Raw genomic sequence first — 24,026 nt, forward strand, 5'->3', positions numbered from 1 at the left:
TCGGTGCACGAACGGAGTGGACGGATGACAGGAGGAAGCGAGCGCCTGCCGGTGCTGGTTGTCGATGCGCACCCGATCGTCGCGCATGCGATAGGCAACGTCGGTGCAACACTTTCCGCTGCCAGCGTCTGGAAGTGCTTCAGCGAGTCTGTCGGGATGCGGGATTTCATGGCCGCGAGCGAGCGGCTGGATGCCGTTCAGCGGTGCGTTTCCCGGAGCGTGATCGCTTCCTGCAAGAACGCATACAAGAGGAAACAGAGTGCCCCGGCACTCCACTTGAAGAGCGACCAGTTGTTCAGCACGTAAAGCAGAAGCGCGTATCCCGCGGCGAAAACGAGCGCCCTGATTGCGCTGCCAACCAGGATGCCAATCCATCCTCCGTCAAAGCGAGGCGCAAGCGGCGCCATGAAGATGCCGTATCTGGCAAATTTCCTTGCCGCATGAATCATGGATTGAAATTTCATTGGCCCATGCGAAGAATGGGCGATCGCGATTTGGGAAAGGTAGTCGACTCAGCCGCCCAGGATTGCCCCTGACCAGTTTGCATCGAGCGCGCCGAGAGCGATGGCGCCGCCGGGTTCGGCAAGATTGATCGGATTGGGATTGAGCGTGCCGGTAATCGCGCCGCTGGCCTGATTGGCTTCGTTTTGTGCCGGAACCCGAATGATTCAGGCCTCCTCTGAATATGAGCAGGCCGATCGGCCTATCCGGTCGACTGTCCCGGCCTCAAACGTAACAGCGGCTCGATCAACAGGAAATATGGAATTTCTCACGCTTTTTTCGAGACAATCTCGGGACAGGTGGTCCGTGACGTGGGCGAAGTGTGTGCGCGAGCTTCTCCGCGGCTCCGGCGGATCGATTTTCTGTACAGGTCTTAAATGTGTCGCAATGTCACGCGTTTCGAATGAAGGCGCTGGCCGACAAGGAGACTTAAGGGCGGGCAGTTGAAATCCGCCGCGTTCGACACGGCGAGAAGGCGAGAAGTCGGGAGGCCGTTGAAGGTGCGTCGCGTGCCCGGTTTATCGCGACGCATGAGGGCAACGCGGCTTGCGCTCGAAAAGCGCAACGCGTCGGTCAAGAAGTTGCATGCCGGCGGGAAGGCTTACGCCCCGCCGTCCGTCTGCAGTACCCCCGGCGCCACGACATCGACGCCCACCGCCTCGAGCGCGGCGCGAATCCGTTTCGCGAATGCGAGCGCATGCGGCCCGTCGCCGTGCAGGCAGACGGTCTGCGCATTGAGCATCACCCATTCGCCGCCGACCGCGCGCACCTGGCGGCTGCGCACCATGTCCAGCGTGCGCGCGATCATCGCGTCCTCGTCGTCGACGAGCGCGCCGGGCTGGCTGCGCGGCACGAGCGAGCCGTCCGCGCGGTAGCCGCGATCGGCGAACACTTCCTCCACCGCGGCGAGCCCCGCATGCCGCGCGGCCGCGACGAACACGCTGTTCGCGAGCCCGAACACCGCGAGCGACGGATCGAAATCGCGGATCGCGGACACCACCGCATCGGCGATCATCGGGTCGCGTGCCGCCTGGTTGTACAGCGCGCCGTGCGGCTTCACGTGCGCGATGCGTCCGCCCTCGGCCTGCGCGATCGCCGACAGGGCGCCGAGCTGGTACAGCACGCCCGCGTAGATGTCGCCGGCCGGCAACTGCATTTCCTTGCGGCCGAAATTCTCCGGGTCGTGAAAGCTCGGGTGCGCGCCGATCGACACGCCTTTCTGCACGGCCCAGCGCACGCAGTCGCGCATCGCGTTGGCGCCGCCCGCATGCCACCCGCATGCGATGTTCGCGGACGTGACGAGGTCGAGCAGCGCCTCGTCAGATCCGCATCCTTCGCCGAGATCGGCGTTCAGGTCGATTTCCATGATGTTCCTCGTCCACGGATTGCGTGGCACGTATTCGGTACGGCTTGCGCCATTGTCACGCCGCGCGAGAGTCTGCGCGGCGGCGCGCTTCCTCGCGCAGGTCGATCGCGACGTCGATCTGCCGCAGATAGGCACGTTCTGCGGTCAGGGCGGCGCGCGCGGCGTCGGGTGTCGTGCGCACGAAGCGGATCGGCAGGTTGAGCCGCGCCTGCGCGAGTTTCCACAGATCCGCACGGATCACCGTGCCGATCTTCGGGTAGCCGCCGGTCGTCTGCGCGTCGTGCATCAGTACGATCGGCTGGCCGTTCGGCGGCACCTGGATCGTGCCGGGCAGCACCGCGTGCGACAGCAGCTCGGCCGGCCGCTCGCGCACGAGTTCGACACCCGCAAGACGATAGCCCATCCGGTTGCTGTTTGCCGTGACCAGCCATTCCTCGTCCCAGAACGCCTGCTGCGACGCGGCGGCGAACGACGCGTAGTCGGGGCCCGGCAGCACGCGCACGGGCATCGCCCACGGCGCATGCGCGGGGCGGTGGCGGCGCGGCGGCTCGTCGACGCGCACGAACGCGCACCAGGCCGGCGCCTTCACGCCGAATTCGGGCGCATCGGCCGCGAGGCAGCCCGCGCTGGACGCCAGCACGCCGACCGGCAGGCGATCGCCGTCGCGCAGCGCGCGGCCGCCGAGGCCGCCGAAGCGCGACGCGAGATCGGTGCTGCGCGAGCCGAGCATCGGCAGGACGTCGATGCCGCCCGCGATGCACAGGTAGCCGCGCATCCCGCGTTTCGCGGCAGGCAGCACGAGCGTCTGTCCGGCCTCGACCGGCAGGCTCCACCACGAATAGACGCGCCGGCCGTCGAGCGTCGCGCCGAACTCGGTGCCGGTGATCGCGATGCGGGTGGCGCGGGTGAAGCGGAAGGCGGCCGGGCCGATCGTGATCTCGACGGCCGCCGCGTCGGGGCGGTTGCCGACCAGCCGGTTGCCGACCTCGAGCGCGAGGCCGTCGAGCGCGCCGCCCTGCGCGACGCCGAGATGGCGCGCGCCGCGGCGCCCGAGATCCTGCACGGTCGACAGCGGGCCGGCCCGCACGACCTCGATGGTGCCCGCTGCGGTGCTCTGGGTCATGGCGAGTCGACTCCGGCAATGGTGAAGCGTACGCGGTCGCCGGGCAGCAGCAGAGTAGGCTGCGGCCGCGCCGGGTCGAACAGCACGCGCGACGTGCGGCCGATCAGTTGCCAGCCGCCGGGCGACGTGGCCGGGTAGAGGCCCGTCTGCGCGCCGCCGATGCCGACCGAGCCGGCCGGCACCTCGAGGCGCGGCGCCGCGCGGCGCGGCGTGTGCAGCGCGGGGTCGAGGCCGCCGAGATACGCGAAGCCGGGCTGGAAGCCGACGAAGAACACGACGTATTCGCCGGCCGCATGGCGCGCGACGACCTCGTCGGCCGACAGGCCGGTATGCGCGGCGACGACCGCCAGGTCGGGGCCGGCCGCACCGCCGTATTCGACCGGGATCTCGACTTCGCGGCCGTCCGCGTGCTCGACGTCGGCCGTTTCCCACGCGTCGCGCAGCGCCGGCGTGAGCGACTCGGCCGTGGTGGCGAGCGGATCGAACACGATCGTCAGGTTGTTCATGCCCGGCACGACGTCGAACACGTCGGGCCACGCGCGCGCGGCCTCGGCGACGGCCCAGACGCGGCGCTGGCAGTCGAGCGTGGCGGGCGGCGGCACCTCGCAGACGAGGGCGGCATCGCCGAGCGGATAAATGCGAGGTTGCGTCATCGGGCTGGCACGGTTCGGACGGCAATGTTAGCGCACATTGTCAATAAAATATCGATAACTTACCAATAAGCGTTTTCGCCTAGCCCGTATACCGGGGCATCTGGCGTACACTCGGCACACCCTGTCATCCGGCTTGCGCCGCCTTTCCATGAAGCGTCCTGCGACCAAGATCGTGTCATCCGAACACCTCGTTTCCGATTCGAGCGCGGAGCTGTCGGAGCTCGAATACGGGCTCATCATGGCCGGCAACGCGTTCAACCGCTGGATGGTGCGCTGCATGTCGGCGGCCGGCGCGAAGGACATGACGGCGGTCGAGGTGTCGCTGCTGCATCATGTCAGCCATCGCGAACGCAAGAAGAAGCTCGCCGACATCTGCTTCGTGCTCAATATCGAGGATACGCACGTCGCGACCTATGCGCTGAAAAAACTGATCGCCCGCGGCTATGTGAAGAGCGAGAAGAGCGGCAAGGAAGCATTCTTCTACGCGACCGACGCGGGCCGCGACCTGTGCCTGAAATATCGCGAGGTGCGCGAGCACTGTCTGATCGAGACGCTGAAGGACAGCGGTCTCACCAACGAGCAGATCGGCGACGCGGCGCAACTGCTGCGTCACGCCTCGGGCCTGTACGACACGGCGGCGCGCGCGGCGGCCTCGCTGTAGACGGCCGCGCCGCGGCGGTCGCGCGGCGATGCGTTGACGGACGTGCGGCGACCGCGGCGCGTCGCGCCGCATCATCCGGCGGCCGGGTAGAGCGCGCCGTCGGTCACGATCCAGCGCAGCGCGAGGTCGTGCGCCTCGGCCGGCAGCGCGTCGACGCGGCACGCCTCGTAGGCGATGCCGACCGTCACGGGCAGATTGCCCGGCCACGCGGCGAGCGTGCGGTCGTAATAGCCGCCGCCGTAGCCGAGCCGGTAGCGCTGCGGATCGAATCCCACACAGGGAATCAGCAACAGGTCGGGCACGACGACGATTCCCGACGCCGGTTCCGGAATCCGGTGATGCCCTTCGCGCATCGGCGTGTGCGCGTCCCACGCATGGAACGCGAGCGGCGTGTGCCGCTCGCCGATCACGGGCAGCGCCGCGCGCCGGCCGGCACCGGCCGCGCACCAGGCGAGCACGGCGGCGCGCGCATCGAATTCGCCCGGCAGCGGCCAGTAAAACCCGACCGTGCGCGGCGCGAGCCGTTCGAGCAGCGTGCGCAGGCGAGCGTCGAGCGCGGCGTTCGCGGCGGGTTGCGACGCGGCGTCGCGACGTGCGCCGGACAGCGTTTTGCGTAGCGCAACCTTCGGGTTCGGCACAGGGTTGCGTGCTATGCTTTCGCTCACTTCGCGCTCCATTCAAAACGATGTCGAACAGCCTTTTCCGAGTATATCGCGCGGTCGCGCTGACGCTTTCGGCCGCCGCGCTCGTCACGGGCACGACCGCGTGCGCCGCGCCGAGCGACGATACGGTCTCCGGGGACGACCAGGTCTTCGTGCAGCTGCGCGAGGCCGCGCGCCGCAACGACGCCGCGAAAGCCGCGCAGCTCGCGTCGATGATCCCGAACTATCCGGTGCCGTCCTACGTCGAGTATTTCCAGATCAAGCCGCAGTTGTTCGATGCAACCGGCCGCGCGCGCGTCGATGCGCCGGACGCGCCCGTGCAGTCGTTCCTGCAGCGCTACGACGGCCAGGCAATCGCCGATCGCCTGCGCAACGACTACCTGCTCGTGCTCGGCGCGCGCCACGACTGGCGCAGCTTCGACGATCAATACAAGCGGTTCGTGCTCGACGACGATACCCAGGTCAAGTGCTATGCGCTCGAATCGCGCGCGGCGCGCGGCGAGAACGTCGCCGACGCCGCACGCGCGCTGCTGGTCGAGCCGAAGAACTACGGCGACGCGTGCGTCGACCTGATCACCGCGCTGACGGTCAACCAGCAGTTCACGAGCGACGACGTGTGGCAGCAGGCGCGCCTCGCGTACGAGCAGAACTACACGACGCTCGGCGGCAAGATCGTCGATGCGCTGGGCCCGCGCCCGGTCGGCTTCGACCAGGCGACCAGCGCGCCGCCGCTGTACCTCGCGCGCGGCATCGGCCCCGACGCCGCCTCGCACCAGCTCGCGCTGATCGCGTTCGGCCGCATGGCGCGCAACGATCCGGACGCCGCGGCCGGGACGCTGACCTCGGTCGCCGCGTCGCTGACCAAGCAGGAGCAGGCGATCGCGTGGGGGGCGATCGGCTACCAGGGCGCGATCAAGCGCTCGCCGCTCGCGTCGGTCTGGTACGCGAAATCCGCGAATGCGCCGCTGTCGAACCCGGGCTACGAATGGCGCACGCGCGCCGCGCTGCTCGCCGGCAACTGGCCGATGGTGCGCTGGTCGATCGAGCAGATGCCGCCGTCGCTGCGCGACGATCCGGCCTGGATCTACTGGCATGCCCGCGCGCTCAAGCAGAGCGGCGACACGCTGCAGGCGAACCAGGAATTCGAGCAGGTCGCGGGGCAGTTCAACTTCTACGGGCAGCTCGCCGGCGAAGAGCTCGGCCAGCGCACGACGATCCCGCCGCGCACGAAGGTGAGCGACGCCGAGATCGACGCGATGAGCAAGATTCCGGGCTTCGCGCTCGCGCAGCGCTTCTATGCGCTGAACCTGCGGCTCGAAGGCAACCGCGAATGGAACTGGCCGCTGCGCGGGATGACCGACCGCCAGCTGCTCGCGGCCGCCGAGTACGGCAAGCGTGTCGACCTGCTCGACCGCACGGTCAACACGGCCGACCGCACGAAGGCCGAGCACGATTTCACGCTGCGCTACCCGTCGCCGTACCGCGACATCGTCGAGCGCTACGCGCAGTCGACGGGGCTCGACACCGAATGGGCGTACGGCCTGATCCGCCAGGAGTCGCGCTTCATCACGAGCGCGCGCTCGTCGGTGGGCGCGGGCGGCCTGATGCAGCTGATGCCGGCCACCGCGCAGATGGTCGCGAAGAAGCTCGGCCTCGGCACGATCTCGCGCGCGCAGATGCACGACATCGATACCAACGTGCAGCTCGGCACCTGGTATCTGGCCGACATCTACAACAACTTCGACAGTTCGCCGGTGCTCGCCACGGCAGGCTACAACGCGGGCCCGGGCCGGCCGCGCCAGTGGCGCCAGGTGTTGACGCAGCCGGTCGAAGGCGCGATCTTCGCGGAGACGATCCCGTTCAACGAGACGCGCGACTACGTGAAGAACGTGCTGTCGAACACCGTTTATTACGCGGCGCTCTTCGAGGGCAAACCGCAGTCGCTGAAGAGACGCCTGGGCATGATCTCGCCCTGACCGGCGATCTTCACGCGGCCGCGCGAGACGCGGCAGCCTGATCGAGGGCGCGCTCACGCCGGCCGTGTCCTTGCGTCGGCCGCCGGAAGGGCCGCGCGCAAGGACGGCGACGGCAGCCGGGCGCCGCTGCGGGGCGACGCGAATGCGCGACGTATCCGCGACGCGCATGACGCGGCGGCCGGCCCTTCGGGCGGCCCGCCCCATTTACGATTTTTCCTGGTCACGGGAACGCGCGTTGCCGGCCGCATGGCGGCGTCGCGCGTCGCTGGTCCCCCGGGGGACGGCCGGCCACGCACGGTCGCCAGTCCGTCATCGGCGTGAACAGGCTCTTGGAGTCACGAACATGGATCGCCAGACCGTCGCGCTGCTGGGTGGCACCGGCTTCATCGGCAGCCGGCTCGTCAGTGCACTGATCGACGCCGGCAAGCAGGTACGGATCGGTACGCGGCGGCACGAGCACGCGCGTCACCTGCAGATGCTGCCGATCGAGATCGTCGAGCTCGACGCGCTCGACACGCGTACGCTCGCGCGCTTCGTCGCCGGCTCGCATGCGGCGATCAACCTGGTCGGCGTGCTGCACGGCGGCCGCGGCACGCCGTACGGCCCCGGCTTCGAGCGCGCGCACGTCACGCTGCCGGCCGCGCTCGCGACCGCGTGCACCGAGGTCGGCGTGCGGCGCGTGCTGCACATGAGCGCGCTTGGCGCCGATTCGCGCGGCGCGAGCATGTACCAGCGCTCGAAGGGAGACGGCGAGGCGGCGCTGCATGCGATCGCGGCGACCGATTCGCTCGCGCTGACGATCTTCCGCCCGTCGGTCGTGTTCGGCCCCGGCGATGCGTTCCTCAACACGTTCGCGAACCTGCAGCGCACGGTGCCCGTGCTGCCGCTCGCGATGCCCGACGCGCGCTTCCAGCCGGTGTTCGTCGGCGACGTCGTGCGCGCGTTCGTCAATACGCTCGATCTCGCGGCCGCGTACGGCAAGACCTACGAACTGGGCGGCCCGACCGTCTACACGCTCGAGCAGCTGGTGCGCTATTGCGGCACGCTGGTCGGCCGGCAGGCGCGCATCGTGCGGCTGCCCGACGCGCTCGCGCGGCTGCAGGCGAGCGTGTTCGAATGCCTGCCCGGCGAGCCGGTGCTCACGCGCGACAATCTCGCGACGATGTCGGTGCCGAACGTGCTGTCGGGGCCGCTCGCGCCGGAACTCGGGATCGCGCCGGCGAGCCTCGAAAGCGTCGCGCCCGCGTACCTCGGCACCGCCGCGCAGCGGTCGCGGTTCGAATGGTTCCGCTCGCGCCGCCGCTAGGCTGCCGCGGAGCGCCGCCGTTGCGCGCGTTTTCTTTCACCTCCGCGTTTTCCGGAACACCATCATGAAGCTCGTCATCGGAAACAAGAACTACTCGTCGTGGTCGATGCGTCCATGGCTGCTGCTCGCGCATTTCGGCATCCCGTTCGACGAGATCGCGGTCGACCTGCACTGCGCCGACACGGCCGCGCGCATCCACGAATATTCGCCGTCCGGCAAGGTGCCGTGCCTGGTCGACGACCAAGGCCTGGCGATCTGGGATTCGCTAGCGATCGCGGAGACGCTCGCCGAGCGCTATCCGCAGTTCCCGTTGTGGCCGGCCGATCCGCTCGAGCGCGTGCATGCGCGCTGCATCTCGGCCGAGATGCATTCGGGCTTCGCGGCGCTGCGCACGCAGATGGGCATGAACGTGCGCGCGTCGCTGCCGGGGCGCGGCGCGACGCCCGAGGCGCTCGCCGACGTCGCGCGCATCGACGCGCTGTGGAGCGCGTGCCTCGAGGCGTCGGGCGGACCGTTCCTGTTCGGCGAGTTCGGGATCGCCGATGCGATGTATGCGCCCGTCGTGATGCGCTTCAATACCTATGCGCCGGGCCTGTCGCCGGAAGCGGCCGGCTATGCGGCGCGCGTGACGGCGCTGCCGGCCGTGCAGCGGTGGATCGATGCCGCGCGCGGTGAAACCGCCGTGATTGCCGAGTACGAGCCGACCCCATGAACATCTATGCAGTAGGCGGAGCGATCCGCGACGAATTGCTCGGCGTGCCGGTGCAGGACCGCGACTACGTGGTGGTGGGCGCGACCCCCGAACAGATGGCCGCGCAGGGCTTCCGGCCGGTCGGCAAGGATTTTCCGGTGTTCCTGCATCCGCGGACGCAGGAGGAATACGCGCTGGCGCGCACCGAGCGCAAGACGGCGGCCGGCTATCACGGCTTCCAGTTTCATTACGCGCCGGACGTGACGCTCGACGAGGATCTCGCGCGGCGCGACCTGACGATCAACGCGATGGCGCGCGAGGTGAGCCCGGAGGGCACGCTGGTCGGGCCCGTGATCGATCCGTTCGACGGGCAGGCCGACCTGCGCGCGCGTGTGTTCCGGCACGTGAGCGACGCGTTCGTCGAGGATCCGGTGCGGATCCTGCGGATCGCGCGCTTTGCCGCGCGGTTCGCGGATTTCACGGTGGCGGACGAGACGCTCGCGCTGATGCGGCGGATGGTCGACGCGGGCGAGGTCGACGCGCTCGTGCCCGAGCGGGTGTGGCAGGAGATCGCGCGCGGGCTGATGGAGGCGAAGCCGTCGCGGATGTTCGCGGTGCTGCGCGCGTGCGGTGCGCTCGCGCGCATCCTGCCCGAGGTCGATGCGCTGTGGGGCGTGCCGCAGCGCGCCGACTACCACCCGGAGGTCGACACGGGCGTGCACGTGATGATGGTCGTCGACCATGCGGCGAAGCAGGGCTACTCGCTGCCGGTGCGCTTCGCGGCGCTCACGCACGATCTCGGCAAGGCGACGACGCCCGCCGACGTGCTGCCGCGCCACATCGGCCACGAGGGCCGCAGCGTCGACCTGCTCAAGCCGCTGTGCGAACGGCTGCGCGTGCCGAACGAATGCCGCGACCTCGCGCTGGTGGTGGCGCGCGAGCACGGCAACCTGCATCGCGTGATGGAGATGGGCGCGGCCGCACTGGTGCGGCTTTTCGAGCGCAGCGACGCGCTGCGCAAGCCGGCGCGTTTCGCCGAGATGGTGCAGGCGTGCGAATCGGATGCGCGCGGGCGGCTGGGGCTCGACACGCAGCCGTATCCGCAGGCCGAGCGGCTGCGCGTCGCGCTCGCGGCCGCGCGCAGCGTCGATGCCGGCGCGATCGCGCGCGGCATCGGCAACGACGCGGAGAAGATCAAGGACGCCGTGCATCGCGCACGGATCCAGGCCGTCGCGCAGGCGCTCGAAATCGGCGAATAGCGGGGCAGCGCGGCGGGGCGGACGCCCCGCCAGCCGTTACGACTTCCTTTTGCGTGCCGGGGTGGCGGCCGGCGGGCGCTGGGCGGATGCGCGCGACCTGGCGGCCGGCTTCCGTGCCGCCGCGTTGGCCGGTCGCGCCGCGTCGGCGTCGAGGCCGCGCTCGCCGCGCTTCGGCGCCGGCGCGCGGCGGCTCACGCGAGGCTCGCCCTGCGCGGGCAGCCTGGCTTTCTTCCTGGCGGACCCGAATCCGGCGCAAGTGTCGTCGAACAGCGGCTGCGTGCTGACCGCGATCAGTTCGGCGGGCCCGTCGCCAACGTTGGCGACGCGATGCCGCTTGCGTGCGTCGAAGTGCAGCGAATCGCCGGGCGACAGCGGGTAGTCCTTCTTGCCGATCGTGTAGCTGATGCGGCCGGCCAGCACGTACACGAACTCGTCGCCGCCGTGCGACACCCATTCCGAACGGTAGCCTTCCATCATCTGCACCTTGAGCGCGTTGATCTGGCTGCCGTCGAACGAGGTGGAGAGCCGCTCGTACCACTGCGACGCGGCGTCGAGCGCGTACGGCTTGCGGCTGCCCTCGTGCGAATCGGGCTGCGCCTGGCGCGGCTGGTCGATCAGCGCGCCGAGCGGCACGTCCAGCGCTTTCGCGACGTTGGCGAGCGACGACAGCGAGATGCCCGTGAGATGGCGCTCGACCTGGGACAGGAACCCGACCGACAGCTTCGCTTCGGTCGCGACTTCCAGCAGCGTTTTCTTCGCTTCCCGGCGCAGGCGGCGAATGTGCTGGCCGATACGCATGATGTCTGAATCCATGAATCTCTTTCGTGGCAACGAGTCGGGAGGCGAGCGTGAGCGCGGGGGCGACGATGCCGGCGCATTGTACCGCGCAGGGTCAACGGACGAATTGAGGCTGTGCCGGGATGCGCGCGTCGCGCGCCGATTTTAGCCCCACGAAAATTTTGGCTTGACCTCAATTTCAGGGTGCTCTAGATTCTGTCGCGCGCATCAAAAAAAGTTAAGTGAGACCAAAATTTCCCCCCAGGGCCTGCTGCGGGAGCGACACGGCGGCACGGCCGTGTCGCGCATCGTCCGCGCAGCGGCGCCGTGGCGCGTCGGGCATGCGACGCGCCGCGCCGCCGGCCGCCGACAACAATGAATAGTGGGCATTCGATGATCGATCGACTGAAATACAGCTTCTCCGGCCTTCCCCAGTACGACGCGTCCGTCGGCGACACGCAGGCCGGCCTGTCGCGCCTGCTCGACGCCGCGCGGCTCGACGCGGTCGTGGTCACGTCGCAGGACGAATACGTCACCGAGTACCTGCCGCTCGCCAACAACCCGCGCTACGCGCTGTCGGGGTTCGACGGCTCGGCCGGCTGCGGGATCTTCCTCGGCGCGGCGACCGCGCAGGCGCTCGATCTGCCGCCGTTCGTGCTGTTCGTCGACGGCCGCTATCACCTGCAGGCCGAGCAGCAGTGCGATCCGGCGCGGGTGCGCCTCGAGAAGCTCGGGATGAACGAGACGATCTGGCAGGCGATGGCCGACTGGCTGGTCGCGCACGCGAGCCGGTTCGCGCGGGTCGGCTACGACGCGCGGCGGATCAGCGTCGCGCAGCGCGATCGGCTGTTCGCGCAGACGCAGGCCGCGTCGCTCGACTGGACGAGCCTCGCCGATCGCGAGATCGATCGCGCGATCGCGCTGCCGGGCTGGGTGGTCGAGCGGCCGATCTTCGAGCTGCCGGAATCGATGACGGGCCTGAGCGTCGCGCAGAACCTCGACGCGCTGAACCGCAAGCTGGCCGCGCACACCGGCGCGGCCGACGGCAGGACCGCATTCTTCACCTGTGCGTCGGACGATCTGGCGTACCTACTGAACAGCCGCGGCTATCACATCCCGAATGCGTCGTCGCACCTCGGCTTCCTGTTCGCGGTCGGCGACCAGGTCGCGCTGTTCCTGCCGGAAGGCTGCGATGGCTGCGAGGTCACGCTCGCGTCGTATCCGGCGCTGCACGTGATCCGGCGCGATGTCGCGGCGCTCGAGCGCTTTCTCGCGCCGTTCGCGGTCGAGCACGTGTGTTACGGCTTCGAATCGGTGAACTGCGCGCTCGTCGATGTGGTGCGCCGCGTGTGGCCGCAGGCGCGGCACGCGGACTTCAACCCGGTCGAGGCGATGCGGGCCGGCAAGACGCCGGCCGTGCTCGACCGGTTCCGCGACGCGTTCGCCCGCAGTTCCGCGGCGATCGCCGAGACGATGCGCTGGGCGAAGACCGGCGAGCCGGGCGTGCGTCACACCGAATACGACCTGGCGCGCGCGATCAACGACGCCTATGGCGCACGCTCGGCGGTCGCGCTGACGTTCCCGTCGATCGCGGCGAACGGCGCGAACAGCGCCTTCGCGCACTACACGGCCGCGAGCGCCGACGTCGAGCTGACGGAGGGCGAACTCGTGCTGCTCGACAGCGGCGCCTATTACGAAGCCGGCTTCGCGACGGACTGCACGCGGGTCGTGCTGCGCCGTACGCACCCGGACACGGTTGCGCAGCCGTGGCAGCGCGAGATCTACACGGTCGCGCTGAAGGCCTGCATCAAGGGGCTCGTCGCGCGCTTCCCCGACACGGCGACGGGCGGCGAGGTCGACGCGCTCGTGCGGCAGGTGTGCCGCGACCACGGCCACGATTTCGGTCACGGCACCGGGCACGGCGTCGGGATTCACGTGCACGAGGGCGGCGTGCGGTTCGCGCCGGGCTCGAAGTACGGGCTGGTGCCGAACGCGGTGATTTCGGTCGAGCCGGGCATCTACCTGCCGGGCAAGGGCGGCGTGCGGATCGAGAATATCGTGATCGTCCGGCCGGACGAGGCCCGGCCCGGCACGGTGACGTTCGAGAACATCGTGACGGTCGGCTACGACTGGGACCTGATCGATCTCGACCTGCTCGACGACGACGAGCGCGCCTACCTGCGCGACTACGAGCGGCTGTGCGTGGAGCGCGGCACGCAGGTCACCGCGTGTCCGCTGCTGTGAGCGCAGCCGCCCGCGCCGATCAGTTCAGCAGGCGCGTGCGCACGAACGGCGCGATCTGCCCGGCGAGCCAGGCGTGCGTGCGGGTCGTCGGGTGCAGCGTGTCCCAGAACACGAAGCGCGCCGGATCGCGGCAGTCCGCCCGCGGCGTCTGTGCGCTCAGGTAGGTGAGCGACGACGGCTTCGGAATGTCGAGGCAGGCGAGCTGCGCGTCGTCGAAGCCGTAGCGGGCCGGGTGGCTCAGCAGGTCGTCGAACGGCGCGTACGCGTCGAAGACCTCGAGCCGCAGCGTCGCGCCGTAGCGGGCGCGCAGCGCGGCGGCCGCGTCGACCAGGCGCCGGTTGTAGTCCTTGACCTGCGCGGCGACGCTCGCCGTGTCGGTGCGGGTGGCGAACACCGGCGCGCGCGACACGTCCGGCAGCGTGACGAGCATGATCCGCGTCGCGCCGGCCGCGGCAAGCCGCTCGAGGCTGTCGCGCACCGCATTCGCCGCCTGCTCCGGCGAGCGCCCGTAGTTCACGAGATCGTTGCCGCCCGCGAACACCGCGAACAGCGTGTTGGCCGGCCGGTAGTCCGGCGCGCGCTCCATGTATTCGCGCCACGAGTCGATCTGCTGCACGAGGCCCGGCACGACGAGGTGCTGGTCGGTCGCCGCGCCGCCGATCGCCCAGTTGTAGAGCGGCAACTGCAGTGCGTTCGCCAGATACTCGGCCCACACCGGGCCGTTGCTGAAGCGTCCCGCATGCCAGCTCGTGCCGTTCGGCAGCTTCCACTGGCTCGCGTTGAACATGTTCTGGGTGTCGGACAGGCTGTCGCCGAACACGATCAGCTTGTTGACGCGCGCATCCTGCTGCGCGGCATCGAGCGTCCACACCGTGTAGTTGAACGACAGCGCGTTGTTGGCCGCGACCGCCTGCGTGAGGTCGGCCCGGATGCCTTTCGCGGCGAGCGTCTTGCGGCACACGTCGGCGAGCGTCTCTTGCGCCGTCGTGCTGTAGAACATGTTCTTCCACTGCGTGATGCCGTCCGCCCACCAGTAGCCGGGCACGCGATACCAGTCGCCGGCGGCGGGGTCGCGCGCCCACTCGTAGGTCGCGGCCGGCTTCAGCGGATCCGGATCGATCCGGTACCAGCAGCGCAGGTACGTGTAGGTGTCGGTGCCGCGGCGCGCCGCGCGCGGCGTGGCGGCGGACGCGCTCGACGCGGCCGGCGGCACGACGTCGGGGCCGCCCGGCGACAGCGACATGTCGCCCGTCGGCGTGGGCAGCGGCGCGGGGGCCGCGGCGTGCGCGGCGGGGAGCGCCAGCGCGACGACGGCGGAAACGGTGGCAATGCGGGATGACGCGGGAATGCGGAAATATGGCATGCGGCCCTCTTCTGATTGTTGTGACTGGACGGCGGCGCGGTGGCGCGGCCGTGTATCGGAAGGGACCGTGGATGCCGGGCTTGGGCCCGGTCTGTCGAAACGTGAAATGCCGCGTGGCGGCAAGGGGCGGCGGGCGTGCCGCCGGCCGGTCAGCGCGTGAGTGCGGACACGCGGCCGTCGGGGCCGTAGACGCCGGCCGGTGCGGGCGTCGAGCGCAGTACCGCGAGCGCGCGCTCGTTGTAGTCCATCCGGATCCGGATCAGCATGCCGTTGTTCGCATTGGCCTGGCGCGCGCGTTCGGCGGCCTGCTGCAGCAGTTGCCAGCGGCCGGCGAGGCGGGCGTCGCGTTCGGCGGCCTGGTCCATCCCCTTCTTGCCGGACGGAAAGCCGAGCGCGGAAAGCTGCGTGTCGCGCGTGCGTTCGAGCTGCGCGAGCCGGTCGATCAGCTCGCTTTTCTTTTCGACGATCCCCGGCAGCATCGCGAGCGGCTGGGCCGTCGTCAGCGCCTTTTCCTCGTAGGCGAGCAGGGACGCGAACGCTTCGACCGTCGCGTGTTCGTCGTTGACCGTGGCCAGCAGCTCTTCTCTCATCGCGTCATGCTCGTCGCGCCGGCGCACGGGGTTCGGCGCGCCGGCAAACCGGGGGCCGGCCGCGAGGCCGGATCAGCTGCCCTGCGGGCGCTGTTGCTGCAGCAGCTCGCGGGCGGTATTCAATACGCCGTCGGCGATCTTGTTCGCGTCGATCGTCAACGTGCCGTTGTTCAGCGCATCCTTGATCGACTGGACCAGGCCCGAGTCGATATCGGCGCTGCCCGACGCGGATGCCGAACGCAACTGGCCGGACAGACCCGACAGGTTCACGGTCGAATCGCCGCCGGTCGATCCGGCATCGGCCGCCTGCGCGGACGACTGGGCCGTGCCGGAAGGCGCACGGGTCGCGCCGTTGCCGGTCGGCGCCACGGGGCTCGGGTTCGGAGTGGAATCGATCTTCACGATGGGTTTCCTGTTCGGTTTGACCCAGATAACGGCCGGGCCGGCCCGAACTTTAGCATCGCGAGCCTGGAATTCTCCGAATAAACAATTCTTTACATTCTTGCGGCGCTATCCGTCCCTATAACGGAATCTCCACGGTGCCGGCGTCCTTGACGATCGCCGTGACGATCTGGCCCGCCGCCATCCGCACCCGTACCGACTGGCCCGGCGCCGCATTCGCCAGCGCGCTGCCCTCGGCCGAGATCGTGAAACCGGGGCCGGCCGCGACGACCCGCACCGTCTGGCCGGCCGACACCGACGCGGCGCTCTTCAGCATGTCCTGCCGCAGCGGCAGCCCGGCCGAGATGCGGGCGAGCGGGGTCGAGCCGATCGCCTGCGCCGGGTCGGTGATCACCGCGAGCGGCAACACCGTCAGGTCGCCGTCGCGTGCGACCAGGTCGGCCGCGGTCAGCGGCTCGCCGGGCGCGATCTGGCGCGCGGCGACGTAATAGGTGGCCTGCACGGTGACCTTGGCCTGCAGGTAGACGGTCCACGGCCGTTCGCCCGCGCAGCGCACGCCGACCGTCGTGCGGCCCCACAGGCGCGCGCCGGTCGGCAGGAACGGTTCGAGCGTCGTGCACGTGGCGAGCCCGCGCGGAAACGCGTTCGTGACCGTCGCGGTGGGCTTGCCGGGCAGGCCGGCGATCTGCTGCTGCAGGAATGTGAGGGCCGCGCGGCGGATCGTGTCGGGATCCTGCTGGCCGGGCGGCGTCGCGGGCTGGGCCGCGGCAGCCGTTGCCGGGGTGGCGGACGCCGCGATCGGGCGCGGCGCGGCGCGGGTGGCCGCCAGGCGTGCCGCGGGCGACGGTTGCGGTGCCCGCCGTGCCGGATTCGATGCGGGTTCGGCCGTGCCGGCGACGACCGTCGCGACCGTGTCGCGGTCGGCGGTGCGCGGGGCGCCATACCCGGCGCGGGCGGCGGCCGCGTAGGCCGGGGCCGGTGCGGCGACCGGCGGCGGGACGGTCGTCACGACCATCGTGCCGGCCGGCTGCGCCGCGTAGCCGCTGCCGGATGCGCCGGCGCCGGCCACCGCGCCGCTGGCCGCGCGACCCGCGTCGGGCGCGAGGCCCGCACCCGGCGCGGCCGTGCCGCCGAATTGCCCGCCGCTCGCCGCGTTGGCGTGCGCGAGCGCGGTTTCGGCCGTCTCGCCGCGTCCCGGAATCACGATCATCCCGTCGTCCGCGTGCGCGGCCGGCGCGGCGATCCACAGCGCCGCGACGAGCGCAAACGCACGCCGGACGTGCGTAAGCCGCCCGTTCCTTCCGCGAAGTGCGCTGCCAGTCATCGCCGTGCCCCCGATTCGTTGCTCCGCTTCGCATTCTAGGGAGCGGGGCGGTCGCGCAAACGATGAATAGAGGGGGGCTTTGCCGCGTTATTCGCCCGATTGCCGGTTGCGCGCGACGCCTACCATCGCTGTCATGGAAAAAAGCCTCTCGGGTCGCCATCCGGCGTGAGGGGCGTGCAGCGCTTCATACGGAGAGACGCACACATGCTGGACAAACTCGATGCGGAATTTGCGTTCGGCCGACAGGCGCTCGACGTGCGCGCCTACCGGCAGGAACTGCTTTCGTCGAACATCGCGAACGCCGACACGCCCGGCTACGAGGCCCGCGACGTCGATTTCGCGTCGACGCTCGCGCGCTCGCTGAAGCAGACGGGCGGCGGCCTTGCGCCGAGCAACGCCGCGCAACTGCCGATGACGCAGCCCGCCGGCGTGACGAGCGGCATGTCGATGGTGTCGACGGCGGCGGGCCACATGGCCGGCACCGTGAAGCTGATCCCGACGGGCGGCCCGTCGGACGATTACGGTCGCGCCGCGTACCGGATGCCGCTGCAGCCGTCGCTCGACGGCAACACGGTCGATCTCGACGTCGAGCGCGTGCAGTTCGCGAACAACGCGCTGCATTACCAGACCGGGCTGACCGTGATGACCCAGCAGATCAAGTCGATGATCGCCGCGATCACGACCAACCAGTGACGGCGCGCACCGCCTCCGAATCCGTATCCGAGCAAAAGGAGCTTCCATGCCCTCGTTGATGAACATCTTCGGCGTTGCCGGCTCGGCGCTGTCCGCGCAGTCGCAGCGCCTGAACGTCACCGCGTCGAACCTCGCGAACGCCGACAGCGCGACGGGCCCCGACGGCAAGCCGTACAAGGCCAAGCAGGTCGTGTTCGCGACCGACCCGATCGGCGGCGCGCGCACCGCGTCCGGCCAGGGCGTGGGCGGCGTGCGAGTGACCCGGGTGGTCGACGACCCGTCGCCGATGAAGTCGACCTACGACCCGGCGAACCCGGCCGCCGACGCGAACGGCTACGTGCAGATGCCGAACGTCGATCCGGTGCAGGAGATGGTGAACATGATTTCGGCGTCGCGCTCGTACCAGGCCAACGTCGAGACGCTGAACACGGCGAAGACGCTGATGCTCAAGACGTTGACGATCGGCTCGTAAGCCGCGCGCCGACCGACCTTACAGACCCGACAGTTTCGACAGAAGGCTACCCAGGATGACCTCCTCCTCCAGCACGACGATCGGCAGCAACGGCACGACCGTGTCCAACCTGCCGACCGACACGATGAATACCAACAACGTGTCGTCGACCAACGGCACGTCGGCGAGCGACCTGCAGGCGACGTTCCTGAAGCTGCTCGTCACGCAGCTGCAGAACCAGGACCCGACCAGCCCGGTCGACAGCTCGCAGATGACGTCGCAGCTCGCGCAGATCAACACGGTGAGCGGCATCGCGCAGCTGAACACGTCGCTCACGTCGCTGTCGACGCAGCTCGCGGCCGGCCAGCAGACGCAGGCCGCGATGCTGATCGGCACCAACGTGCTGGCGCCGGGAAGCTCGGTCGCGGTGAAGAACGGCGTGGCGTCGCCGTTCGGCGTGACGCTGTCGAGCGCGGTGTCGAACCTGACGGTCACCGTGAAGAACTCGTCGGGCACCGTCGTGAACACGATCAACGCGGGTGCGCAGTCGGCCGGCACCGTGCCGCTCACCTGGAAGGCGACCGACTCGTCGGGCAACCCGCTGCCGGACGGCAAGTACACCATCAGCGCATCGTACGTCGACAGCAACGGCACGCCGCAACCCGCCACGACGCTCGCGACCTCGCAGGTGCAGAGCGTGATCAAGCAGGCGGACGGCTCGGCGGGGCTCGTGCTGGCGAACGGCACGACGGTGGGGCTGACCCAGGTCGCGTCGATCTACCCGAGCACCGCGTCGTCCACGCCGGCTTCTTCGTCGACGACGGCTTCGTCGTCCACGTCCTCGTCCGGCACCACCACCAGCAACTGATCGAGCTTTCTCGCAACGGAGACCGAAATGGGTTATCAACAGGGTCTGAGCGGCCTCGCCGGCGCATCGAACGCGCTCGACGTGATCGGCAACAACATCGCGAACGCGAACACGACCGGCTTCAAGTCGAGCACCGCGGAGTTCGCCGACATGTACGCGAACTCGGTCGCGACGTCGTCCGATTCGCAGATCGGGATCGGCACGCAGCTGAATTCGGTGGCGCAGAACTTCAGCCAGGGCACGATCAACACGACGAGCTCGTCGCTCGACGTCGCGATCAACGGCAACGGCTTCTTCCAGATGTCGAACAACGGCTCGATCACGTATTCGCGTGACGGTACGTTCCAGCGCGACAAGAACGGCTACATCATCAACTCGCAGGGCATGAACCTGATGGGTTACGCGGCCAACGGCAACGGCGTGATCAACACCGCGCAGACCGTGCCGCTGCAGGCGCCGACGACCAACATCGCGCCCACCGCGACGACCACGATTTCCGCGCAGTTCAACCTGAACTCGCAGGACACGGTGCCGACCAAGACGCCGTTCAGCGCGACCGACAACACGACCTACAACTACTCGACGTCGATCCAGGTATACGACTCGCTGGGCGGTTCGCAGGCGGTCAACATGTACTTCGTGAAGTCGACGTCCGGTACGTGGGAAGCGTACGCGGGCGTCCAGGGCGGCAGCACCACCGATCTCGGCACGGTCACGTTCAATTCGTCGGGCGCGATCCAGAGCACGACGACGGGCACGCCGCCGACGCCGACCACATCGCTCGGCGAGTTCCAGTTCACCGTGCCGAACACCGACGGCTCGGCGACGCCGCAGAACCTCACGCTCAACCTGACCGGCACGACGCAGTATGGCGGCAAGGACGGCGTGAACAACCTCGCGCAGGACGGCTACGCGAGCGGCACGCTGACGACCTACACGATCGGCACCGACGGCAAGCTGACCGGCAACTACTCGAACGGCCAGACCGCCGTGCTCGGCCAGATCGTGCTCGCGAACTTCAACAACCCGAACGGGCTGGTGAACCTCGGCGGCAACCAGTATGCGGAAACCGCCGCGTCGGGCGTGCCGCAGATCTCGGCGCCGGGCAGCACGAACCACGGCACGCTGCAGGGCAGCGCGCTCGAGAACTCGAACGTCGACCTCACGTCGGAGCTCGTCAACCTGATCACCGCGCAGCGCAACTACCAGGCGAACGCGCAGACGATCAAGACGCAGCAGACCGTCGACCAGACGCTCATGAACCTTTAAGCGCGGATAACCGGCAGCCATGGACCGACTGATCTACACGGCGATGACGGGCGCGTCGCAGTCGCTCGACCAGCAGGCGATCGTCGCGAACAACCTCGCGAACGCATCGACGACGGGCTTTCGCGCGCAGCTCGCGACGTATCGCGCGGTGCCGATGAACTTCGGCGACGGCAGCAACATCGACCCGACGACGACGCGCACCTACGTGCTCGCGTCGACGCCCGGCGCGGATTTCGCGCCGGGTCCGGTCACGCGCACCGGCAATCCGCTCGACGTCGCCGTGCAGGGCCCCGGCTGGCTGTCGGTGCAGACCGCCGACGGCAACGAGGCGTACACGCGCGCCGGCAACCTGCACGTCGACGAGAACGGCCAGCTCGTCAACGCGAGCAACCTGCCGGTGATCGGCAACGGCGGCCCGATCTCGGTGCCGCCGAACGCGGAAGTGACGATCGGCAAGGACGGCACGGTGTCCGCGCTGATGCCGGGCGACCCGCCGACGGCGGTCGCGATCGTCGACCAGATGAAGCTCGTCAATCCCGATCCGGCCACGCTCACGCGCGGCAACGACGGGTTGTTCCGCACCGCCGACGGCAATCCGGCCGACGCCGACGCGAACGTGGTCGTCACGCCGAACTCGCTCGAAGGCAGCAACGTCAATCCGGTGACCGCGATGGTCGCGATGATCGACAACGCGCGCGCGTTCCAGCTTCAGTCGAAGCTGATCCAGACGGCCGACCAGAACGAGCAGTCGGCGAACCAGCTGCTCAATTTCAGCTGAGCGTCCACGCCAGCCCTAGCAGGAGAATCGACAAGTGAACCGTTCGCTCTACATCGCCGCCACCGGCATGAATGCGCAGCAGGCGCAGATGGACGTGATTTCGAACAACCTCGCGAACACCAGCACGAACGGCTTCAAGGCCTCGCGCGCGGTGTTCGAGGATCTGCTGTACCAGACCATCCGCCAGCCGGGCGCGAACTCGACGCAGCAGACCGAACTGCCGTCGGGCCTGCAGCTCGGCACCGGCGTGCAGCAGGTCGCGACCGAGCGGCTGTACACGCAGGGCAGCCTCACGCAGACCGGCAACGCGAAGGACGTCGCGATCAACGGCGCGGGCTTCTTTCAGGTGCTGATGCCGGACGGCACGAACGCGTACACGCGCGACGGCTCGTTCCAGACCAACGCGCAGGGCCAGCTCGTCACGTCGAGCGGCTACCAGATCCTGCCGGCGATCACGATCCCGCAGAACGCGACGTCGCTGACGATCGGCAAGGACGGCGTCGTGTCGATCACGCAGCCGGGCTCGACCAACTCGGTGCAGATCGGCTCGCTGCAGATCGCGACCTTCATCAACCCGGCCGGCCTCGAGGCAAAGGGCGAGAACCTGTTCGCGGAAACCACGTCGTCGGGCGCGCCGAACGTGTCGCAGCCGGGCCTGAACGGCGCCGGCACGCTCAACCAGACCTACGTCGAAGCGTCGAACGTGAACGTGGTGCAGGAGCTCGTCAACATGATCCAGACGCAGCGTGCCTACGAGATCAACAGCAAGGCCGTGACGACGTCCGACCAGATGCTGCAGACCGTCACGCAGATGAAGAGCTAACCGGAAAGTCCCGTCGTCGCCATGAAGCAGGTTCGCCTCCTCCCGTTCGCCCCCGTTCGCACCGTCTGCGTGCTCGCGGTGGCGGCATTCGCCGGTTGCGCGCAGATTCCGCACGATCCGATCATCCAGCAGCCGATGACGGCGCAGCCGCCGAGGCCGGTGTCGATGCAGGCGCCCGGCTCGATCTACAACCCCGGTTATGCGGGCCGGCCGTTGTTCGAGGATCAGCGGCCGCGCAACGTCGGCGACATCCTGACGATCATGATCGCGGAGAACATCAACGCGACCAAGTCGTCGGGCGCGAACACGAACCGGCAGGGCAACACCGACTTCAACGTGCCGACGGCCGGCTTCCTAGGCGGCCTGTTCGCGAAGGCGAACCTGTCGGCGACCGGCGACAACAAGTTCGCCGCGACCGGCGGCGCGAGCGCGGCGAACACGTTCAACGGCACGATCACGGTGACCGTCACCAACGTGCTGCCGAACGGCAACCTGGTGGTCAGCGGCGAGAAGCAGATGCTGATCAACCAGGGCAACGAATTCGTGCGGTTCTCGGGCGTCGTGAACCCGAACACGATCTCGGGCGCGAACTCGGTCTACTCGACGCAGGTCGCCGACGCGAAGATCGAATACTCGGCGAAGGGCTACATCAACGAAGCCGAGACGATGGGCTGGCTGCAGCGCTTCTTCCTCAACATCGCGCCGTGGTGATGACGATGCAGACGACCCTGTTCAACCGGCTGTCGGCCCGCGTGCAGGCCGCCGCGCGGCTCGCCGTCGCGTTCGCGGCCGTGGCCTGCCTGTTCGGCGCGGCGCCCGCGCAGGCGGAGCGCCTGAAGGATCTCGCGCAGATCCAGGGCGTGCGCGACAACCCGCTGATCGGCTATGGCCTCGTTGTCGGTCTCGACGGCACGGGCGACCAGACGATGCAGACGCCGTTCACGACGCAGACGCTCGCGAACATGCTCGCGAACCTCGGCATCTCGATCAACAACGGTTCGGCCAACGGCGGCACGTCGTCGCTGAACAACATGCAGTTGAAGAACGTCGCGGCCGTGATGGTGACCGCCACGCTGCCGCCGTTCGCGCGGCCCGGCGAGGCGCTCGACGTCACGGTGTCGTCGCTCGGCAACGCGAAGAGCCTGCGCGGCGGCACGCTGCTGCTGACGCCGCTCAAGGGCGCGGACGGCCAGGTCTATGCGCTCGCGCAGGGCAACATGGCGGTCGGCGGCGCGGGTGCGAGCGCCAACGGCAGCCGCGTGCAGGTGAACCAGCTCGCGGCCGGCCGGATCGTCGGCGGCGCGATCGTCGAGCGTGCGGTGCCGAACGCGATCGCGCAGATGAACGGCGTGCTGCAGCTGCAACTGAACGACATGGACTACGGCACCGCGCAGCGGATCGTGTCGGCGGTCAACGCGAGCTTCGGCGCGGGCACGGCGACGGCGCTCGACGGCCGCACGATCCAGCTCGCGGCGCCGGCCGACTCGGCGCAGCAGGTTGCGTTCATGGCGCGGCTGCAGAATCTCGACGTGAGCCCGGACAAGGCCGCGGCGAAGGTGATCCTGAACGCGCGCACCGGCTCGATCGTGATGAACCAGATGGTCACGCTGCAGAGCTGCGCGGTCGCGCACGGCAACCTGTCGGTCGTCGTCAACACGCAGCCGGTCGTGTCGCAGCCGGGGCCGTTCTCGAACGGGCAGACGGTGGTGGCGCAGCAGTCGCAGATCCAGCTCAAGCAGGACAACGGCGCGCTGAAGATGGTGACGGCCGGCGCGAATCTCGCCGACGTCGTGAAGGCGCTGAACACGCTCGGCGCGACGCCCGCGGACCTGATGTCGATCCTGCAGGCGATGAAGGCGGCCGGCGCGCTGCGCGCCGATCTGGAGATCATCTAAATGGCAGCCACTCTCCCGAACTCGAACGACCTCACACAGCGCTTCGCGCTCGACGTGCAGGGTTTCGACGCGCTGCGCGCGCAGGCGAAGCAGTCGCCGCAGGCCGGCGCGAAGGCGGTTGCGGGCCAGTTCGACGCGATGTTTACGCAGATGATGCTCAAGAGCATGCGCGACGCGTCGCCGGACGGCGGCCTGTTCGATTCGCATACGTCGAAGATGTACACGTCGATGCTCGACCAGCAGCTCGCGCAGCAGATGTCGAAGCGCGGGATCGGCGTCGCCGACGCGCTGATGAAGCAGCTGCTGCGCAATGCGGGGCAGGGGGCGGGCAGCGACACGGCGGCCGACGGT

25 protein-coding genes are annotated in these 24,026 nt (G+C 69.1%); 15 read left to right on the forward strand and 10 right to left on the reverse strand.

Features of this window, described 5'->3' with window-relative positions; all coding sequences use genetic code 11:
- Positions 1–197: 197 nt before the first annotated feature.
- The 4 genes from GQ56_RS45890 to pxpB all read right to left on the reverse strand — a co-directional run bounded on the left by GQ56_RS45890 (position 198) and on the right by pxpB (position 3,643).
- On the reverse strand, positions 198–464 hold the full coding sequence (locus GQ56_RS45890; RefSeq protein WP_031399733.1) for a hypothetical protein: 267 nt from the start codon (positions 462–464) through the stop codon (positions 198–200).
- A 638-nt stretch (positions 465–1,102) separates the two neighbouring features.
- Positions 1,103–1,867: a 5-oxoprolinase subunit PxpA gene (gene pxpA, locus GQ56_RS0116680; RefSeq protein WP_031399734.1), complete on the reverse strand. Its 765-nt coding sequence runs from the start codon at positions 1,865–1,867 to the stop codon at positions 1,103–1,105.
- Positions 1,868–1,922: 55 nt separating this feature from the next.
- Positions 1,923–2,990, reverse strand: coding sequence for a 5-oxoprolinase subunit C family protein (locus GQ56_RS0116685; protein WP_031399735.1), 1,068 nt, complete (start codon positions 2,988–2,990; stop codon positions 1,923–1,925).
- The gene (pxpB, locus tag GQ56_RS0116690) at positions 2,987–3,643 is read right to left on the reverse strand and encodes a 5-oxoprolinase subunit PxpB (protein ID WP_031399736.1); all 657 of its coding nucleotides are present in this window, start codon (positions 3,641–3,643) and stop codon (positions 2,987–2,989) included. Before pxpB ends, GQ56_RS0116685 begins: the two co-directional genes overlap by 4 nt.
- Before the next feature lie 148 nt (positions 3,644–3,791).
- Between pxpB and GQ56_RS0116695 the strand changes: the two genes are divergently transcribed.
- Complete coding sequence (locus GQ56_RS0116695) at positions 3,792–4,304, forward strand: winged helix DNA-binding protein (protein ID WP_031399737.1); 513 nt, start codon at positions 3,792–3,794, stop codon at positions 4,302–4,304.
- Positions 4,305–4,375: 71 nt separating this feature from the next.
- Here the strand turns inward: GQ56_RS0116695 and GQ56_RS0116700 are convergent, their stop codons facing one another.
- Positions 4,376–4,981, reverse strand: coding sequence for a 5-formyltetrahydrofolate cyclo-ligase (locus GQ56_RS0116700; RefSeq protein WP_052007266.1), 606 nt, complete (start codon positions 4,979–4,981; stop codon positions 4,376–4,378).
- Positions 4,982–4,989: 8 nt separating this feature from the next.
- On the opposite strand from GQ56_RS0116700, the gene GQ56_RS0116705 reads away from it, so the two are divergent.
- The 4 genes from GQ56_RS0116705 (at position 4,990) to GQ56_RS0116720 (ending at position 10,198) form a co-directional block, all read left to right on the forward strand.
- Entirely contained in the window at positions 4,990–6,942 is a 1,953-nt protein-coding gene (locus tag GQ56_RS0116705; protein WP_031399739.1) for a lytic transglycosylase domain-containing protein, read from the forward strand.
- A gap of 343 nt (positions 6,943–7,285) precedes the next feature.
- Entirely contained in the window at positions 7,286–8,248 is a 963-nt protein-coding gene (locus GQ56_RS0116710) for a complex I NDUFA9 subunit family protein (protein WP_031399740.1), read from the forward strand.
- Between the two features lie 64 nt (positions 8,249–8,312).
- Entirely contained in the window at positions 8,313–8,960 is a 648-nt protein-coding gene (locus GQ56_RS0116715; RefSeq protein WP_031399741.1) for a glutathione S-transferase family protein, read from the forward strand.
- Positions 8,957–10,198, forward strand: a complete 1,242-nt coding sequence (locus GQ56_RS0116720; RefSeq protein WP_031399742.1) for a multifunctional CCA addition/repair protein — start codon at positions 8,957–8,959, stop codon at positions 10,196–10,198. The genes GQ56_RS0116715 and GQ56_RS0116720 overlap by 4 nt, the downstream gene beginning before the upstream one ends.
- A gap of 36 nt (positions 10,199–10,234) precedes the next feature.
- Here the strand turns inward: GQ56_RS0116720 and GQ56_RS0116725 are convergent, their stop codons facing one another.
- Entirely contained in the window at positions 10,235–11,011 is a 777-nt protein-coding gene (locus tag GQ56_RS0116725) for a helix-turn-helix domain-containing protein (RefSeq protein WP_031399743.1), read from the reverse strand.
- 357 nt (positions 11,012–11,368) lie between these two features.
- On the opposite strand from GQ56_RS0116725, the gene GQ56_RS0116730 reads away from it, so the two are divergent.
- Complete coding sequence (locus tag GQ56_RS0116730; protein WP_031399744.1) at positions 11,369–13,219, forward strand: M24 family metallopeptidase; 1,851 nt, start codon at positions 11,369–11,371, stop codon at positions 13,217–13,219.
- A 19-nt stretch (positions 13,220–13,238) separates the two neighbouring features.
- Here the strand turns inward: GQ56_RS0116730 and GQ56_RS0116735 are convergent, their stop codons facing one another.
- From GQ56_RS0116735 to flgA, 4 genes are all read right to left on the reverse strand, one after another.
- Positions 13,239–14,582 carry an SGNH/GDSL hydrolase family protein gene (locus tag GQ56_RS0116735; RefSeq protein ID WP_031399745.1) on the reverse strand — a complete coding sequence of 448 codons (1,344 nt, stop codon included), beginning with the start codon at positions 14,580–14,582 and terminating at the stop codon, positions 13,239–13,241.
- 149 nt (positions 14,583–14,731) lie between these two features.
- Positions 14,732–15,172 carry a flagella synthesis protein FlgN gene (locus GQ56_RS0116740; RefSeq protein WP_031399746.1) on the reverse strand — a complete coding sequence of 147 codons (441 nt, stop codon included), beginning with the start codon at positions 15,170–15,172 and terminating at the stop codon, positions 14,732–14,734.
- A 72-nt stretch (positions 15,173–15,244) separates the two neighbouring features.
- Entirely contained in the window at positions 15,245–15,574 is a 330-nt protein-coding gene (gene flgM, locus GQ56_RS0116745) for a flagellar biosynthesis anti-sigma factor FlgM (RefSeq protein WP_031399747.1), read from the reverse strand.
- A gap of 118 nt (positions 15,575–15,692) precedes the next feature.
- Complete coding sequence (flgA, locus tag GQ56_RS0116750; protein WP_031399748.1) at positions 15,693–16,898, reverse strand: flagellar basal body P-ring formation chaperone FlgA; 1,206 nt, start codon at positions 16,896–16,898, stop codon at positions 15,693–15,695.
- A gap of 204 nt (positions 16,899–17,102) precedes the next feature.
- On the opposite strand from flgA, the gene flgB reads away from it, so the two are divergent.
- The 9 genes from flgB to GQ56_RS0116795 all read left to right on the forward strand — a co-directional run.
- A complete protein-coding gene (gene flgB / locus GQ56_RS0116755) occupies positions 17,103–17,591 on the forward strand; it encodes a flagellar basal body rod protein FlgB (protein ID WP_031399749.1) in 489 nt (162 codons plus the stop codon).
- Positions 17,592–17,637: 46 nt separating this feature from the next.
- Complete coding sequence (gene flgC, locus GQ56_RS0116760; RefSeq protein ID WP_031399750.1) at positions 17,638–18,063, forward strand: flagellar basal body rod protein FlgC; 426 nt, start codon at positions 17,638–17,640, stop codon at positions 18,061–18,063.
- A 55-nt stretch (positions 18,064–18,118) separates the two neighbouring features.
- Complete coding sequence (locus GQ56_RS0116765) at positions 18,119–18,910, forward strand: flagellar hook assembly protein FlgD (RefSeq protein WP_031399751.1); 792 nt, start codon at positions 18,119–18,121, stop codon at positions 18,908–18,910.
- Positions 18,911–18,937: 27 nt separating this feature from the next.
- Positions 18,938–20,179: a flagellar hook protein FlgE gene (flgE, locus tag GQ56_RS0116770; protein WP_031399752.1), complete on the forward strand. Its 1,242-nt coding sequence runs from the start codon at positions 18,938–18,940 to the stop codon at positions 20,177–20,179.
- Positions 20,180–20,198: 19 nt separating this feature from the next.
- A complete protein-coding gene (gene flgF / locus GQ56_RS0116775) occupies positions 20,199–20,957 on the forward strand; it encodes a flagellar basal-body rod protein FlgF (RefSeq protein WP_031399753.1) in 759 nt (252 codons plus the stop codon).
- A gap of 34 nt (positions 20,958–20,991) precedes the next feature.
- The gene (gene flgG, locus GQ56_RS0116780; protein WP_031399754.1) at positions 20,992–21,780 is read left to right on the forward strand and encodes a flagellar basal-body rod protein FlgG; all 789 of its coding nucleotides are present in this window, start codon (positions 20,992–20,994) and stop codon (positions 21,778–21,780) included.
- 21 nt (positions 21,781–21,801) lie between these two features.
- Positions 21,802–22,491 carry a flagellar basal body L-ring protein FlgH gene (flgH, locus tag GQ56_RS0116785; protein ID WP_031399755.1) on the forward strand — a complete coding sequence of 230 codons (690 nt, stop codon included), beginning with the start codon at positions 21,802–21,804 and terminating at the stop codon, positions 22,489–22,491.
- A gap of 5 nt (positions 22,492–22,496) precedes the next feature.
- On the forward strand, positions 22,497–23,675 hold the full coding sequence (locus tag GQ56_RS0116790) for a flagellar basal body P-ring protein FlgI (protein WP_031399756.1): 1,179 nt from the start codon (positions 22,497–22,499) through the stop codon (positions 23,673–23,675).
- On the forward strand, positions 23,676–24,026 hold a 351-nt coding region (locus GQ56_RS0116795; RefSeq protein ID WP_031399757.1), incomplete at its 3' end, for a rod-binding protein.

This window comes from Burkholderia paludis (assembly GCF_000732615.1).
GTDB classification, from domain to species: Bacteria; Pseudomonadota; Gammaproteobacteria; order Burkholderiales; family Burkholderiaceae; genus Burkholderia; species Burkholderia paludis.

What these genes read in the sequence shown, in the direction of transcription:
- flgF (WP_031399753.1), top strand. Translation starts at nt 20,199, where the DNA reads ATGGACCGACTGATCTACACGGCGATGACGGGCGCGTCGCAGTCGCTC.
- GQ56_RS0116710 (WP_031399740.1), top strand. Translation starts at nt 7,286, where the DNA reads ATGGATCGCCAGACCGTCGCGCTGCTGGGTGGCACCGGCTTCATCGGC.
- pxpA (WP_031399734.1), bottom strand. Translation starts at nt 1,867, where the DNA reads ATGGAAATCGACCTGAACGCCGATCTCGGCGAAGGATGCGGATCTGAC.
- GQ56_RS0116765 (WP_031399751.1), top strand. Translation starts at nt 18,119, where the DNA reads ATGACCTCCTCCTCCAGCACGACGATCGGCAGCAACGGCACGACCGTG.
- GQ56_RS0116730 (WP_031399744.1), top strand. Translation starts at nt 11,369, where the DNA reads ATGATCGATCGACTGAAATACAGCTTCTCCGGCCTTCCCCAGTACGAC.
- GQ56_RS0116740 (WP_031399746.1), bottom strand. Translation starts at nt 15,172, where the DNA reads ATGAGAGAAGAGCTGCTGGCCACGGTCAACGACGAACACGCGACGGTC.
- GQ56_RS0116685 (WP_031399735.1), bottom strand. Translation starts at nt 2,990, where the DNA reads ATGACCCAGAGCACCGCAGCGGGCACCATCGAGGTCGTGCGGGCCGGC.
- flgC (WP_031399750.1), top strand. Translation starts at nt 17,638, where the DNA reads ATGCCCTCGTTGATGAACATCTTCGGCGTTGCCGGCTCGGCGCTGTCC.
- flgH (WP_031399755.1), top strand. Translation starts at nt 21,802, where the DNA reads ATGAAGCAGGTTCGCCTCCTCCCGTTCGCCCCCGTTCGCACCGTCTGC.
- GQ56_RS45890 (WP_031399733.1), bottom strand. Translation starts at nt 464, where the DNA reads ATGAAATTTCAATCCATGATTCATGCGGCAAGGAAATTTGCCAGATAC.
- GQ56_RS0116705 (WP_031399739.1), top strand. Translation starts at nt 4,990, where the DNA reads ATGTCGAACAGCCTTTTCCGAGTATATCGCGCGGTCGCGCTGACGCTT.
- pxpB (WP_031399736.1), bottom strand. Translation starts at nt 3,643, where the DNA reads ATGACGCAACCTCGCATTTATCCGCTCGGCGATGCCGCCCTCGTCTGC.
- flgE (WP_031399752.1), top strand. Translation starts at nt 18,938, where the DNA reads ATGGGTTATCAACAGGGTCTGAGCGGCCTCGCCGGCGCATCGAACGCG.
- GQ56_RS0116790 (WP_031399756.1), top strand. Translation starts at nt 22,497, where the DNA reads ATGCAGACGACCCTGTTCAACCGGCTGTCGGCCCGCGTGCAGGCCGCC.
- GQ56_RS0116695 (WP_031399737.1), top strand. Translation starts at nt 3,792, where the DNA reads ATGAAGCGTCCTGCGACCAAGATCGTGTCATCCGAACACCTCGTTTCC.
- flgB (WP_031399749.1), top strand. Translation starts at nt 17,103, where the DNA reads ATGCTGGACAAACTCGATGCGGAATTTGCGTTCGGCCGACAGGCGCTC.
- GQ56_RS0116725 (WP_031399743.1), bottom strand. Translation starts at nt 11,011, where the DNA reads ATGGATTCAGACATCATGCGTATCGGCCAGCACATTCGCCGCCTGCGC.
- flgA (WP_031399748.1), bottom strand. Translation starts at nt 16,898, where the DNA reads ATGACTGGCAGCGCACTTCGCGGAAGGAACGGGCGGCTTACGCACGTC.
- GQ56_RS0116735 (WP_031399745.1), bottom strand. Translation starts at nt 14,582, where the DNA reads ATGCCATATTTCCGCATTCCCGCGTCATCCCGCATTGCCACCGTTTCC.
- GQ56_RS0116715 (WP_031399741.1), top strand. Translation starts at nt 8,313, where the DNA reads ATGAAGCTCGTCATCGGAAACAAGAACTACTCGTCGTGGTCGATGCGT.
- GQ56_RS0116720 (WP_031399742.1), top strand. Translation starts at nt 8,957, where the DNA reads ATGAACATCTATGCAGTAGGCGGAGCGATCCGCGACGAATTGCTCGGC.
- GQ56_RS0116700 (WP_052007266.1), bottom strand. Translation starts at nt 4,981, where the DNA reads ATGGAGCGCGAAGTGAGCGAAAGCATAGCACGCAACCCTGTGCCGAAC.